This is a genomic window from Myxococcus sp. RHSTA-1-4 (genome assembly GCF_020037125.1).
Taxonomy (GTDB): Bacteria; Myxococcota; Myxococcia; order Myxococcales; family Myxococcaceae; genus Myxococcus.
Window position 1 is genome coordinate 132393 of record NZ_JAIQDG010000004.1, and the last position, 14036, is coordinate 146428.

14 protein-coding genes are annotated in these 14036 nt (G+C 69.4%); 5 read left to right on the forward strand and 9 right to left on the reverse strand.

Features of this window, described 5'->3' with window-relative positions; translation table 11 throughout:
- Positions 1-6 precede the first annotated feature (6 nt).
- Positions 7-693 (forward strand): SDR family oxidoreductase, encoded by a 687-nt coding sequence (locus tag K8638_RS08235; RefSeq protein ID WP_223753881.1) that lies wholly within the window; start codon positions 7-9, stop codon positions 691-693.
- A 102-nt stretch (positions 694-795) separates the two neighbouring features.
- Here the strand turns inward: K8638_RS08235 and K8638_RS08240 are convergent, their stop codons facing one another.
- Positions 796-2037, reverse strand: coding sequence for a sterol desaturase family protein (locus K8638_RS08240; RefSeq protein WP_223753882.1), 1242 nt, complete (start codon positions 2035-2037; stop codon positions 796-798).
- 67 nt (positions 2038-2104) lie between these two features.
- Between K8638_RS08240 and K8638_RS08245 the strand changes: the two genes are divergently transcribed.
- Complete coding sequence (locus K8638_RS08245) at positions 2105-2692, forward strand: Crp/Fnr family transcriptional regulator (RefSeq protein WP_223753883.1); 588 nt, start codon at positions 2105-2107, stop codon at positions 2690-2692.
- Positions 2693-2780: 88 nt separating this feature from the next.
- On the opposite strand, the gene K8638_RS08250 is transcribed toward K8638_RS08245, so the two are convergent.
- Together K8638_RS08250 and adk are read right to left on the reverse strand one after the other, a co-directional pair.
- Positions 2781-3755, reverse strand: a complete 975-nt coding sequence (locus K8638_RS08250) for a GDSL-type esterase/lipase family protein (RefSeq protein WP_223753884.1) — start codon at positions 3753-3755, stop codon at positions 2781-2783.
- 159 nt (positions 3756-3914) lie between these two features.
- A complete protein-coding gene (gene adk / locus K8638_RS08255; RefSeq protein WP_223753885.1) occupies positions 3915-4571 on the reverse strand; it encodes an adenylate kinase in 657 nt (218 codons plus the stop codon).
- 590 nt (positions 4572-5161) lie between these two features.
- On the opposite strand from adk, the gene K8638_RS08260 reads away from it, so the two are divergent.
- Positions 5162-6370, forward strand: coding sequence for a DnaJ family molecular chaperone (locus K8638_RS08260; RefSeq protein WP_223753886.1), 1209 nt, complete (start codon positions 5162-5164; stop codon positions 6368-6370).
- A 75-nt stretch (positions 6371-6445) separates the two neighbouring features.
- Here K8638_RS08260 and K8638_RS08265 read toward each other — a convergent pair whose 3' ends face one another.
- The 4 genes from K8638_RS08265 to K8638_RS08280 form a co-directional block, all read right to left on the reverse strand.
- On the reverse strand, positions 6446-7396 hold the full coding sequence (locus K8638_RS08265) for a DUF808 domain-containing protein (RefSeq protein WP_223753887.1): 951 nt from the start codon (positions 7394-7396) through the stop codon (positions 6446-6448).
- A 148-nt stretch (positions 7397-7544) separates the two neighbouring features.
- Entirely contained in the window at positions 7545-8075 is a 531-nt protein-coding gene (locus tag K8638_RS08270) for a hypothetical protein (RefSeq protein ID WP_223753888.1), read from the reverse strand.
- Positions 8076-8176: 101 nt separating this feature from the next.
- Positions 8177-8530 carry a hypothetical protein gene (locus tag K8638_RS08275; protein WP_223753889.1) on the reverse strand — a complete coding sequence of 118 codons (354 nt, stop codon included), beginning with the start codon at positions 8528-8530 and terminating at the stop codon, positions 8177-8179.
- 56 nt (positions 8531-8586) lie between these two features.
- The gene (locus tag K8638_RS08280; RefSeq protein ID WP_223753890.1) at positions 8587-9888 is read right to left on the reverse strand and encodes a PQQ-dependent sugar dehydrogenase; all 1302 of its coding nucleotides are present in this window, start codon (positions 9886-9888) and stop codon (positions 8587-8589) included.
- Positions 9889-10047: 159 nt separating this feature from the next.
- Between K8638_RS08280 and K8638_RS08285 the strand changes: the two genes are divergently transcribed.
- Positions 10048-10779: a hypothetical protein gene (locus tag K8638_RS08285; RefSeq protein WP_223753891.1), complete on the forward strand. Its 732-nt coding sequence runs from the start codon at positions 10048-10050 to the stop codon at positions 10777-10779.
- 419 nt (positions 10780-11198) lie between these two features.
- Here the strand turns inward: K8638_RS08285 and K8638_RS08290 are convergent, their stop codons facing one another.
- Positions 11199-12284: an acyl-CoA dehydrogenase family protein gene (locus tag K8638_RS08290; protein WP_223753892.1), complete on the reverse strand. Its 1086-nt coding sequence runs from the start codon at positions 12282-12284 to the stop codon at positions 11199-11201.
- A gap of 170 nt (positions 12285-12454) precedes the next feature.
- Here K8638_RS08290 and K8638_RS08295 point away from each other — a divergent pair, with 170 nt between their 5' ends.
- The gene (locus tag K8638_RS08295) at positions 12455-13642 is read left to right on the forward strand and encodes a lipopolysaccharide assembly protein LapB (RefSeq protein WP_223753893.1); all 1188 of its coding nucleotides are present in this window, start codon (positions 12455-12457) and stop codon (positions 13640-13642) included.
- Positions 13643-13649: 7 nt separating this feature from the next.
- Here the strand turns inward: K8638_RS08295 and K8638_RS08300 are convergent, their stop codons facing one another.
- Positions 13650-13889 (reverse strand): hypothetical protein, encoded by a 240-nt coding sequence (locus K8638_RS08300; protein WP_223753894.1) that lies wholly within the window; start codon positions 13887-13889, stop codon positions 13650-13652.
- Positions 13890-14036: the final 147 nt, after the last annotated feature.

The window sequence follows — 14036 nt, forward strand, 5'->3', positions numbered from 1 at the left end:
GCGGCCATGACACCAACCATTGTCGTGTGTGGCCATGGACCCGGCATCTCCGATGCCGTGGCGCGCAGGTTCGGCAAGGCAGGGTTCGCGGTCGCGCTCGTTGCCCGCAACGGGGAGCGGCTGGCGGCCGCCGCCAGGACGCTCTCGGGCGCGGGAATCACCGCCAAGCCCTTTCCCTGTGACCTCGGCTCTCCCGAGTCCGTGCGCTCGCTCATCCGCGAGGTGCGCGCGTCGCTCGGCCCCATCTCGGTCCTCCACTGGAACGCGTACTCCGCCCGCGCGGGCGACCTGACGACCGCGAGCACCGAGGAGCTGCTCGCGTCGTTCAACGTGTCGGTGCTCGGGCTGGTGACCGGCGTGCAGGAGGCGCTGCCCGACCTGAAGCAGCAGAAGGGCGCGGTCCTCGTCACGGGTGGCGCGCTCGCGTACTTCAACCCGCGGATGGAGGCGATGGCGAGCCAGTGGAACCTGATGGGGCTCTCCATCGAGAAGGCCGCGCAGCTGAAGACCGTCGGGCTGCTCCACCAGCGGCTCGCCCGTGAAGGCGTCTACGTCGGCGAGGTCGTCGTGGGCGGAACCGTCAAGGGCACCGCCTTCGACTCGGGCCACGGCGGACTCGAGGCGTCCGACATCGCCGAGCGGTTCTGGGACATCTACCAGCGCCGCACGGAGCCCTCGGTCAACTTCCCGTGACGCGCCCCGGGCTTCGGGTGCTCGACGTACGTAGCGCCCGAAGCCCATGCCGGGCCCGCGGAAGTGGGGCACCGCGCGGTTCACGCTGACGTGAGGTGCTGCTCAGGCCCCGCGATCGCGCAGGGCCGGGGTGAGCCCGGCGACTCCCACCAGCAGCCAGCCGAGCGAGAGGACGAGCCAGGCCGCGGAGAGCACGCTCCAGGCCTGGGGCGCCCCGGCCCGCAGCAGCCACACCGTCACCGCCACGCCCGTGGCCAGCACCCGCGCGAGCTCCAGCGGCACGCTCCAGCGCTTCGACTCCAGCATCCCGCTCCAGGCGGTCGCCATGGCCCAGAGCAGCAGGCTCAGCACGAGCTGGCTCCAGCCCGACAGCGGCGAGGCATGGTGGCTCACCAGCAGCATGAACGGCATGGACGCGAACAACTGGAAGACGAGGTAGCCGCGGATGCCGGGCAGCTCCGTCGAGGAGAACTTCACCTCCACGCCGTTCTGCTTCCAGTAGCCCAGCGAGCGCGGCGGAAGGTCCGCGGGCCGCCAGCCCGTGGGCATCACCCAGATGCGCAGGCGGTCCCACCAGCTCTTCGTCGCGAGCGCGTCGCCGACGAGCCGGGCCCAGGCCTGGAAGTTGATGACCGTCGGGTCCCACGTGTTCACCGGGGTGGTGAGGCCGTAGGAGCAGGGCTCCACTTCCTCCGCGAAGGTGCCGAACATCCGGTCCCAGATGATGAGGAAGCCCGCGTAGTTCTTGTCGATGTAGGCGTCGTTGCGCGCGTGATGCACCCGGTGATGCGAGGGCGTGTTCAGCCAGGACTCCACCCACCGGGGGAGCTTGGGGATGACGCGGGTGTGCGGGATGAACTGCAGCACCAGGTGGAAGGCCACCATCGCCAGCACCGCCTCCGGCGGGAAGCCCACCAGCACCAGCGGCCAGTAGAAGAGGAACGAGAAGAGCCGCTGCGTCACGCTCGCGCGCAGGGCCACCGCGTAGTTGAGCTCCTCCGTGGAGTGGTGCGGCGAGTGCGCCGCCCAGCCGATGTTGGTGCGGTGGCCGAAGCGGTGGAACCAGTAGAAGAGGAAGTCGACGCCGAGGAAGAGGGCCACCAGCGCCAGCGGTGAGGAGGCGTCCAGCCGCCACGGCGCGAGCTGGCCCAGCTGCGCGAAGAGGGGCAGCACCAGCAGCGCCACCGCCACGTTGACGCACTGGTTCATCACCGCGGTGCCCATGCTCGCGATGGAGTCCTGGAAGCTATAGTAGCCGTTGCGCCTTGCCACGCAGTACGCGAACTCCGCGAGTGCCAGGGCGATGACGAAGGGCGTGGCCACGGCATAGACGTTCAGGGTCATACGCGCCGGTGTACGGCATCCGGACGGGTCTCCGCCTTGACCTGGGTCAACCCGAGAGCACTCCCGCATGAGATTCCCGAAGCTCTACGAGCGGCTCACCGCGCAGGTCCCCCTCCCCTCCGAGGAGTGGGAGAAGGCCGAGGCGCTGGCGTCCGAGCGGGTGCTGGCGAAGCGCGAGCTCTTCGTCCGGCCCGGAGAGCCGGCGGACCGCTTCGCGGTGGTGCTCCAGGGCGTCTTCCGGGCCGTGCGCGTGTCGGCGCGGGGCGTCGAGTCCGTCAAGGCGTTCCGCGCGGAGGGGGAGCTGATTGGCGCCTATGCGGAGATGCTGCAGCGGCAGCCCTCGATGACGGCGATTGAAGCGCTCGAGCCAGGCCGCGTGCTGGTGTTCCAGACCCGCGACCTCCACGCGCTCGAGCAGGGCCATGTGTGCTGGGAGCGGCTGGCGCGCCGGGTGGCGGAGCACCACTTCATCCTCAAGGAGCGCCGCGAGCAGGAGTTCCTGGACCTGACCGCGGAGGAGCGCCTCGTGCGGTTCTGGGAGGAGCACCCCCACCTGAAGGGCCGCGTCCCCCAGCGCGACGTGGCGGCCTACCTCGGCATCACCGAGGAGGCGCTGAGCCGCATCATGTCGCGCCGCCGCAAGCGGAAGGGGTGAGCAGCGCCCCTCCCCTCCGGCATGTGAGACACGGCTCCTCCACGCACCCCACCAGCCGGCCGTCGAACAGGCCCAGGCGCGCGGAGGCTCACGGCACCGGCAGGCCCTGGATGGCCCGGGCGACCATCTCGGTCACCCTCTGGAAGCCCTTGCGCGTGGGGTGCAGCTCGTTGTCCCACAGCCTCTTGTAGCCGGCGTCCGTGCTCAACGTCCCGCGCAGGTCGACGTACTCGACGTGCTCGAACCCGGGCAGCTCGCTGACGCCCCTCAGCATGTCGTTGAACCGGTCCATCAGCGCGCGCAGGAGGTCGATGCGCTCCTGCGCGCCGGCGTAGCCCTTCTGCCGGAAGCCCGGCTCCAGCCAGGGGCCGGGCAGGATGCTCCAGCCTCCGAGGTATCCGCGGCCATCCGGCACGGGGTAGTCGTACCCATGGAGCACGATGGGAATCCGCTTCCCGGTGCGGAGCTCGCTCATGCGCGTCACCGCGCTCAGCAGCGTCACATACGAGAGGCGGATGCGGTGGTCGATGACTCCGGCGACGACCTGCGCATTCAGGCCGGGGCTCACCGAGTTCCGGTGCTCGAGCAGCATGGAGAACGCGTCGCCCGCGACGTCGTTGCCTCCGCCCGACAGGAGAATCGCGCGGGGGACCTTGTCCTCCCGGAGCAGCTTCTCCAGCAGCCGGGCGAACTCGTCGAGCTGCCCTCCCCCACCCGCGCCCGCCTCGCCCGCGTAGGCCATGTCCTCCACCCGGTCGCCCATGTGCGCGACGTGCCGGACGTCATAGCCGTGCTCGTCCTCGAGGAGCTTCAGGATGTCGAAAAACGGATAGTCGAACCAGGAGTCCCCCTCGGCGACGAGGAGGCCCACGGGCGCCGGCCGGCTCACCGCGACCCGGAACCGCGGCGCGACCCGGGGTGCCTCCACGGCGCCGCGCCCTCCACGGGACAGGACCGCCTCCCGCCGCTGCCGCTCGAGCACGGCCGTGCGCCGGTTCACGACCGCCACCGCCTGCTCATGCCCGGCCTTCATCGCCTGCCGGGTGCTCCTGTCGGCCGTCATGCTCTCCCCCCGCGAAGGGGCCGTCCCAGGATGGGCCCGGCCCGGCACCGAAGTGGGCCAGGGGCAGGGCTCGGGAGCGATTACCCGCGAGGCGGAGGAGGTGCACGCTGCCCGACACTGACCGTCAGGCAGAAGCAGGGTGGCCGTGACGGGCCGCGCTCAGCGGCCCAGGGCCGCGAGGCACGCGTCGCGAATCGCCTCGACCGTCCCGAGGCCTTCGACCTTGCGGTACTTCGGCGCCCGCGTGTCCCCGGTCGCCGCCCATTGCGAGTAGTACGCGACCAGCGGCTCGGTCTGCTGGTGGTAGACCGCGAGCCGCTTCTTCACCGTCTCCTCGAGGTCGTCGTCGCGCTGGACGAGGTCCTCGCCCGTCACGTCATCCTTCCCCGGAACGCGGGGCGGGTTGTACTTGACGTGATAGGTCCGTCCCGAGGCGACGTGCGTGCGCCGGCCGCTCAGGCGCTCCACCGTCACCGCGTCCGGAACGTCGATCTCCAGCACGTAGTCGATGGGCACACCGGCGGCCCGCATCGCCTCCGCCTGCGGAATCGTGCGTGGGAAGCCGTCGAACAGATAGCCCCTCGCGCAGTCGGGAGCCTTCAGCCGCTCCAGGACGAGGCCGATGATGATCTCGTCGGAGACGAGCTGCCCGCTGTCCATCACCTTCTTGGCCGCGAGGCCGAGCGGCGTGCCGGCCTTCACCGCGGCGCGCAGCATGTCCCCCGTCGAGATCTGCGGGATGCCAAAGGCTTCCTTGATGAACGCGGCTTGCGTTCCCTTACCAGCACCGGGTGGGCCAAGCAGAATCAGTCGCATGGGTCGCTGTCTGGGGTGAGGGTGGGCCGGGCTCCGGCACTGTCCTGGTTACGGTGTTGACAGGCTGCGTCGTTCTCCCCGGGATTCTTGCTGCGCGCTGCTTTCCGGGTCAATCGTGCAGTCGCGAGTCCCGAGCCATGGCGCGTCCTCCGAGCGACTCAGTAGCGCGACACATCCATTCGCGTCACCGCACCTTATGCCTTCATTCCGGCCCCGGGACGTGTCGCATCCGAGGCCGTGCCGAACTGTCTCATACAGGGCGCCGCGAGCCGGTCCATGCGGCTCCGCCTCCGCGGCTCGGCATGCATGGAGCCCTGACCTTGACGCAGGGGGGCATTTCATCCGGCGGCGGGCCGCGCGGACGAAGCTCGACGCCGCCGACAAGAAGGTCGCCTCCGAGGGAGAGAAGCTCAAGGCGTGGCTGAAGGAGCACATCGACGCAAACCCCGGGCTTCAGCAAGGAGCCCGGCACGTTCGCGGACTGAACCCGCGGTACACCGCCGGGTTCTGGACCTCGGTGACGGATTGGGGCATGGCGAAGTCTCGCGTCCCCCGTCCAGGGACGGGGCACCACCCGGTGAAGGAAGTGCATGCGAGCCTGTCCGTGCTGCATGGAGAAGCTGACGCCCGGCCTCCTGGGCCTCGGGGGCCGCCGTCTGGCGGGGACCTGCGAGGTCTGTGGCGACGCCGTCTGTCAGACCTGCATGAGCACGCAGGTGCTCGAAGCGGGAGTGTTCCGGAAACGCGTGGGCGTGCCGGGACAGGAGCACCGGAAGGTGAAGGGGCGCGTGTGCCGCTCCTGCCTGTGGGAGCTCCTCACGGAACGGGGCGAAAGGCCGCCCTTCCCCGCGCCCCCCGGGCAACGCGAGCGCGCGGCACGGGCCGCCCGGGAGTCCTGCACCCATCCGGACGTAAAGCCGTGGATGGGCTTCTGTCCTGACTGCGGTGACGAGGTCGCCTGGAAGGCCGAGCACGGCAACCCGGCCTGCGAAGCGTGTGGCGCGCCCTCCCATCGGTTCTTCAACTGCTGCTGGGCCTGCGGCGAGTCGTTCGACGAGGAGAACCCGCCCCAGACGGTCGCCCGGGGGTACCGGCTCGAGTTCGACTGCGACTCCGATGACTGCACGGGGAAGGTGGCCTGGCTCATGCCCCACTGCCCCTGGTGCGGCGCGGAGAAGCACTGGCAGCACCCCGGCAACGGTGGCCTGGAGTGCGTGGCGTGTGAGAGCAGCCTCGACCGGGCCTGGGCCTTCTGCGTGCGCTGCGGAGAAGAAGCGCCACTTCCCGACGACTGCCCACGGTGTGGGCTGGAGCTGGAGGAAGCGCAGTCCGCCGCGCGCTGTGAGCAGTGCCGGAACATCGTTTGCGGGGACTGCTTCGACCTCCGCGTCGTCCCGGCGGAGTCCGGGGAGCAACACGAGCGGCTGCTGTGCTCGACGTGTGGAGGGGCGTTCGCCCCGGCCCCGGAAGCCCCGGAGCCCCAGGCCGCGGCGGACGAGGAGCAACGGGACGAGCCCGAGGAGGAACCGGAGGACGAACCGGAGGACGAGCCCGAGGAGGAGGAGGCTCCACGAGAGCCAGCCGCCTCGAGAGAGCCGCCTCCGCCCTCTCCGTGGGAGGTGCTCGGAGTCTCGCGCGATACGCCGCTGCCAGAGGTGAAGCGGGCCTACCTCGCGCTGGTGGCGCAGTACCACCCCGACAAGGTTGCCCAGCTGGGCCCCAAGCTCCAGGCGCTGGCCCAGGAAGAAACGCGCCGCATCATCGAAGCCTGGGAGCAGGTCCGCAGACAGTCCCGGTAGGGAACGCAATCCCTCGGGCTGACGCGCTCACCGGCGCACGGCTCGGCGCAGCCCCTGCGCCGAGCCACCGCGTCCCTACCCGGCCTTCGCCTTCGGGCGCACGGCCTGGATGACCCGCGTCACGGCCGTCACGACCACCAGGACGAGCGCCCCGGCGACGACGCCGGTCACCGCATCCAGCAACGTGGGCAGCAGCGCCGCCAGGACACCACCGATGCCCGGCACGCTCCCCGCCCCATGCGCGAGGCTCTCGCTGAGGTGATGCAGCGGGGGGATGCCGTGGCCGAGGATGCCGCCGCCGACCATGAACATGGCGACCGTGCCGGCGATGGAGAGCCCCTTCATCAGGAAGGGAGCAGCCACCAGCATCCCCTGGCCGAGCTTGCGCTGGGCGGCGCTCGGCTTCTGGCTCAGGTACAGCCCCGCGTCGTCGATCTTCACGATGCCGGCAACCAGGCCATAGACGCCGACCGTCATGATGATGGCGATGCCGACCAGGACGGCGACCCGCTGCCCGAAGGACGCGGCGGCGACCGTGCCAAGCGAGATGACGACGATTTCCGCCGAGAGGATGAAGTCGGTCCGGATGGCGCCTTTGATCTTGTCCTTCTCGAACGCGACCATGTCGACCGCCGGGTTGGCGACGGCCTTGACGAGCTCCTCGTGGTGGGACTCTTCCTCCGCCTTGCTGTGCAGGAACTTGTGGGCCAGCTTCTCGAAGCCCTCGTAGCAGAGGAACGCGCCGCCCAGCATCAGCAGCGGGGTGATGAGCCAGGGCGCCAGGGCACTGATGGCCAGGGCGGCGGGGACCAGGATGGCCTTGTTGACCAGCGAGCCCTTGGCGACCGCCCAGACCACGGGCAGCTCGCGATCGGTGTTGACGCCCGCCACCTGCTGGGCGTTCAGCGCGAGGTCGTCACCCAGCACACCCGCGGTCTTCTTGGTGGCGATCTTGGTCATCGCCGCGACGTCGTCCAGCAGGCTGGCGATGTCGTCAATCAGGGTAAAGAGGCTGCTTCCGGCCACGTTGATCTTCCTGTTGCTATGGGTCTCGCGGGTATACCTCGACTCGCCGAGAAGAGCCCGGGACTCCTGGTGGAACGCGTCCTCGCCTCTTTAAAGCGGCCGTCCCGGGGGCGAAAGGGCCATGCCGTCCGCCCCCGGGCCCGAAGGGCTACTGGCAGTCGTCCAGGCCGTAGTTGAAGTCCCTGCGCGGCGTCTGGCCGGGGTCCTGGTTGATGGCCGCGATGTCCAGCTCGCTGTAGGAGACGGTCTGCGTGCCGCCAATCACCATCTGCGTCTTCTGCACGCGCGTGGTGGACAGCACCACCTTGCCCGTCGTGCCGCCAGGCTCGACGCGGAAGCAGTTCATGATGCGCGCGTCCACCGTGGACTTGTAGCAGACCGTGTACTGCCCCAGCACGTCACGCTTCGTGTAGGTGCAGCGGCAGTCCCACGGGTCGTACTCCTCGTAGACGTGCGCGGCCTCGTAGCCGGTGGCCGTCTGCACCACCTCCAGGTACGAGCCGTCCTGAGGCTGGTCGCAGCGCAGCAGCGTGTCGCCGACCGCGCCCTGCTTCACCTCCGCCATCTCCGGCACCACCTCGGTCGCCGACAGCGGATCCTGCCGGGGCGCTCCCTCGCAGCCCAGGAAGAGGACGGAACTCGTGAGAAGCATCGCGGAGAATCGCAGGGGGGAACGCATGGTGGCTCCTGAGGTGAATGCCCGGGTCATCCCGGACTTCACGCATGGGAGCTTTTCCTGGCCTGAAGCGCAATCCACTTTTCCGTGAATTCCCCGCGGGCCTACTGGATGGTCAGGGAGAGCTGATCCCCCGCGCGAACCGGCAGCTCTTCCTCGCTGAGCGAGCTCCCGTCCGAACCGATGGTCTCCAGGCCGAAGCGGATCCGGTCCCTGTCGCCCAGGAGCTGGGGCGGGATGACGAAGCCGCGGGTCGTCATTCCCGGAACCGTGCCCAGGCGGACCCGGCGCGTCGCATTCAGCACGTAGAGGTTGAAGTCGACGGTCTTCAGGTTCCTCACCTCGACGGTCGTCGTCGGAGGAGGCGGATTGCTGGGGTCTCCCGCCGTCTGCGTACCGCTGCACGCGGCCACGCAGACGAGCAGGAGGAGGAACGGCAGCATCGGCATCGCACGCATGGCACCTCTCCCATGGCTCACCGTCGCGGGCGAGCCGTCTTGCTTCGCGTAACGGGTCACCGCGGCGTGAGCTTGAGGAGGCGTCCGTTGGAGGCGTCCGTGAGCACATACAGAGCGCCCTCGGGGCCCTGGACGACCTCGCGGATGCGAGCGTCCAGCTCGGTGAGTAGCCGCTCCTCGCCCACCACGCGGTCGTCCTTCATGACCAGCCGCACCAGGGCATGGCTGGACAGGCCACCGATGAAGATGTTGTCACGCCACTCGGGGAAGAGCTCCCCGGAGTAGATGACCATGCCCGAGGGGGAGATGACCGGGTCCCAGTAGTACACGGGCTGCTCCATGCCCGGGCCCTGGGTGCTCTTGTGGATGGGCGCGCCGGAGTACTCCTCGCCGTAGCCGATGGTGGGCCAGCCATAGTCCTTGCCCTTTCCGATGAGGTTGAGCTCGTCGCCACCGCGCGGCCCCATCTCCACCACCCAGAGGCGATTCCGGGAGTCCAGCGCCGCGGACAGGATGTTCCGGTGGCCCAGGGACCAGATCTCCGGCCGGGCATCCTCGCGGCCCACGAACGGGTTGTCCTTGGGGACCGAGCCATCCGGGTTGATGCGGACGAGCTTCCCGAAGTGGCTCTTCAAGTCCCTCGCCTGGACCCGGCCGGCCAGGATGGACCGCTCCCCCAGCGTGATGAACAGCTTGCCGTCGGGCGTGAACACGAGGCGCCCGCCCGCGTGCAGGGTCGACTCCAGCGTGGGCTGCATGCGGAAGATTATCCGCAGGTCGTCCACCCGAGGCTTCGCGCCGTCCACGAGCTTCGCGCGCGCCACCGCCAGGCCGTTGCCGCCCTCGCGCGGCTCGTAATAGGCCCAGTAGATGAGGCCACTCTTCGGGTAGTCGGGGCCGACCTCCACGTCGAGCAGACCGCCCTGGTTGCGCCCGTCCACGGGCGGCAGCCCCGCGACGGGCGGGGACTTCTTCCCGTCGGGGGTGACGATGAAGAGGTCCCCGGTCGGTTTCTCCGTCACCAGCATGCGCCGGTCCGGCAGGAACGCGATGGCCCAGGGCTTGTTGAAGCCGGAGGCAATCTCGGTGACCTGGAAGGGCGTACGCGTCTGGACGCCCGGGGCGCGGGTCTGCCCGGGGAAGGCTGGCTTGAACTCGGGCACGTTCGGAGGCGCCGTCTCCAGCGGGGCCGCCTCGGGGCCAGGAGTCTCTCGGGGCTGCGTCTGCTGGCTGCCGCCCGCGCGGCCCGGGGCGAGGTTGCCCCGCTCGCCCGAGGGCTGGCGAGCGCTCTGGCCATATGCCGGCCCCAGTCCCGACACGAGGGCGGCGAGCCCCAGGGCCTTCATCCACGTGCGCATGGTGCTGTCTCCACGGTGCTCGAAGAGGTTCCGGTGCAGATAAGCACGGCGCGCGTGGATCTCCGCCAAGACTGTCGCGCGGATGTTCTCGCCTTGTCAGGTGGCGGCGGCGGGTCCCGTCGGATGGGCCAAACGCACGGACACGAACGAAGACACGCCATGCCCAAGCTGAACCAGATCATCGCCGTCGAGAAGGGCGTCAAGAACCGCTCCCAGCAGGAGCTGACCCAGGCGCATCACGACCTCCAGAAGCCACAACTCCTCAGCGGCATCTCCCGCACCTACCAACCCCGTGACGAGGAGGGTGAGCGCTTTCCGCCCGAATCCACGCGGGTGCAGGTGCGCACCGACGACGTGCTGAAGAAGACCCGGGAGATCCTCACCCGCCTCTTCGACGTCACCGCCACCAAGGACCTCACCAACTGCCACGCGAAGGCGGACGTGCGCGTGGACGGCAAGGTGGTGCTCAAGGGCGTTCCGGCCACGTACCTGCTCTTCCTGGAGAAGCAGCTCGTGGACCTCCACACCTTTGTGAAGAAGCTGCCCACGCTGGACCCGTCCGAGACGTGGGTCCCCGACCCCGCCCAGGGCCTGTGGGCCACCGAGCCGGTGCAGACGGCGAAGACGAAGAAGGTCCCGCGCAACCACGTGAAGTCCGAGGCCACGGACAAGCACCCGGCGCAGGTCGAGGTGTATTACGAGGACATCGTGGTCGGTTACTGGAAGACCGTGAAGTTCTCCGGCGCCCTCCCCGCCCTCCGGGTCAATGACATGCTGGAGCGCGTCGAGAAGCTGCAGCAGGCCGTCAAGTTCGCGCGCGAGGAGGCCAACGCCGTGGAGGTGGAGGAGCTGAAGGCGGGCGACGTGCTCCTCGGCTACGTGTTCGGCTAGCCCCGGCGCCACGAGATTTCGGAGTACAGACTCAAACTCAGCAGCAGACTCACGCGAAGCGTTCCCGGGCCGCCTTCAGTGCAGGTTCGAACCCTGCCCCCGTCATCCCACCGTGCGACGGGGTAGCCCAATCGGTAGAGGCAAGCGGCAACAAGAGACCGCGACGCACCCCAGCATCAGACTCTCACTCCAGACTCAGCATTCGCTGTCGCAGGCCCGATCAACCGTTTCCGCTCCCCACCTCGAGATGCTGGTGCAATTCCAGCCCGCCGCTCCATCCCGCCTTGCGCGGCGGTCGTTCAATCGCAGGACGCGAGGTATAGCCTGAAGCGGAGACTTCAAACGTGCGGGCCTCATCCATGGCAGCACCCCGAGCCCGGTCAGGAGGACAGCCTGACCGGGCTCACCATTTCCGGGCGTCAGCGTCCGCCGGGCCCGTTCAGGCCCAGGAGCGTCCTGCCGAGGAAGTCCCGGACGAGGGCGCCGGACCAGGCCATCAGCGGTCCGCTCATGGCGTCGCGCACGTAGCGCTCGATGGGGCGGCTCTTGAGGTAGCCCGTGCCTCCCGCCAGCTCCAGCGCCGCGTTGGCGATGGCGACGGCGGCCTCGTTGGCCACCGTCTTGGCCTGCATCTGCAGGATGGGGAAGTCCGCCGCGCGCTGGTCCGTGGCCATGGCGGAGCGCATGGCGATGGAGCGCGCCGCCTCCAGGCGGATGCTCATGTCCGCCACGGAGAACTGGGCCCACTGCAGCTCGGCGAGCGGCCGGTTCTCCGGCGGGAGCTTGCGCTCCTTCGCGTAGCTGATGGCGAAGGCCATCGCCGCCTCGGCGATGCCGATGGAGATCCACGGCAGCCCCGCGGCGATGGCATTGGGCTGGGTGGGGTCGAACACCATCCGGCGGGAGTCGGGCAGCAGCGTGTCCTGGAGGTGCAGGAGCTGGCTCCGGGTGGCCCGCATGCCCATGGGGTCCCAGATCTCCTCCACCCGGACGGAGTCGTCCTTGTCGATGAGGAAGAAGCCGGGCTGCCCGTCGCAGATGGCGCTGGTGACGAGGTACTTCGCGTGCTCGCCGCCGGAGACGAAGCGCTTGGCCCCGTTGAGGCGCCAGCCGCCCTCCACGCGCCGGGCCTGCTGCAGCGGCGTCAGGAACAGGTTGCCGCTGGTGGGCTCGCCCAGGGCGTTGCCGAACCAGGCGCCGCCGCGGAACTCGGCCAGGAAGAAGTCCCGCTGGGCCGGGTTTGTCAGGGCCAGGGAGCTCAGCCCCGCCCCCTGGTGCATCAGCCACGCCGTGCCGAAGGAGGCATCTCCCCGGCAGAGGGTTGCGAGCGCCCGCCCGAAGGTCAGGAACGAGGCGCCCTCCAGCAGCGCCGTATTCAGCGGGGAGCGGAGGATGGCCGCCTTGCCCTCCACGGGGAAGGACGTCTCGCGGTCATGCTTCGATGCGTGCTCCGCCAGCAGGGTCGAGAGCCGCTCCGCCTCGTTCAGAAGTTCCGTGTCCGTCATCTCTGTCCTTGTCTGCGAGTGTCAGGGCATCCTACAGAACCTCCGGCGAAGGCAGCCTCATTGTTGGCGGCACGTTCCTCGGAGCCACAGGCCCACGCGGAGCCCCCGGAGCGGGGGGCCCATGGGCAATGCCATACGCGCTCCCCCGGAGAGGTGTATGGTCCTGGCCCATGCTCCTGCCATTGATTGCCCTCCTGGCCGTAACTCCCGCCGCGCCTCCCGCCGCCGCCGCTCAGGCGCCCGCAGGTGAGGAATCGCGCGCCTCGCAGCTCGACCCCGCCTACCTCGCCTTCGCCCAGGCGGTGGAGAAGGGCATCAACGCGCGTGAGGCCGACGCGCTCGACGCGCACATCGACAAGGACGCCATCTTCAAGAAGTCCACCGAGGGCGTGCAGGTGCCCGCGGACTTCGCCGCCGGCTTCAAGAAGGGCCTCCAGCAGGGCGCCGCCCTGGGCTTCGGCAAGCAGCTCATCTCGACCTTCAACGAGGAGTCGACCTTCACGCTCCTGCGCGCCCGCGCCGTCAAGGGTGTACCGCGCGCCCTCTTCCGCTCCCTGTCCACGCGGGGCCTCAACTACCTGGACCTGGAGCTGGCCAGGGACGCCAAGGGGCAGGTGCGCGTGGTGGACATCTACCCGTACGTCGCCGGCGAGTTCATCAGCGAGACGCTGCGCCGCGCCTACCTCGCCGCCGCCGCGGACGCCAACCAGGGCCTCGTGGACCGGCTGATGGGCAAGGAGCAGACGTACCTCAAGAACCTGCCCCGGCTGCAGGCGATGCAGAAGGCCTTCCAGGCCGGCAATCACGAGGAGGTCCTCCGCCTCTACGGCCAGCTCCCCGCCGCCTTCAAGACCGACAAGATCGTCCTGCTCCTCCGGCTGCAGGCCGCCGCCGCGCTGTCGCTGGAGGGCGAGGCCTACGCGCAGGCCATCGCCGACTACGAGAAGGCCCTGCCCAACGACCCGAGCGTCGAGCTCGTCTCCTTCGACGGCTACCTGCTGCGCAAGGACCACGCTGGAGCCATCCGCGCCATGGACAAGCTCGACCGGCGCGTGCGAGACCCGTACCTGTCCGTGCTGCGCGGAAACGTGATGCTCGACAAGGGCGACACGGCCGAGGCGCGCCGCCACTACGTGGCCGCCGTCACCGCCGAGCCCACGCTCCTCGTGGGCCACTGGAGCCTCGCTGGGCTGGCGCTCCAGGAGAAGCAGTACAAGGAGCTGGGTGAGCGGCTCGACGCCATCGAGGCCACGGGCCTGGTGCAGCTCAATGACCTGGAGGGCGTGGCCGAGTACCAGGGCTTCGTGAAGAGCCCCGAGTACAAGGCCTGGAAGAAGCGCCGCGCGGCGAAGAAGTAGCCCGCCGTCACGAGCGCGAGGGCTCGTGGCTCATCTCGTCCTCCCAGCGGGAGACGTCGATGTCCCCTTCGCCCAGGTCCCGTCGCACGCTCATGGTCCGATGCTCGGGGAGGGAGGGCTCCTTCTTCCGAGCGGCCTCTGCCTCCTCTCCCGGGGCGGCCCCCTTGCCCTGGGCCTGGGGCACGCCCGGGGTTTCTTCCTTCTCGCTGGCACTGCTCGCACCGCGCTTTTCCTTCTCGCTCGCCATGGTGTCTCTCCTCATCGTGGGTGGGTGACGGGGCGCGTGCTGGCAGGCCCCTCAGTCTGGATGTGGCAATCCCCCCGGCGCATGCGCCAGCCCGCCGCTTCAGTCCCGGTGAGCGGGCCCTCCCTGGCGCCTCCCTGACAGGGGGCC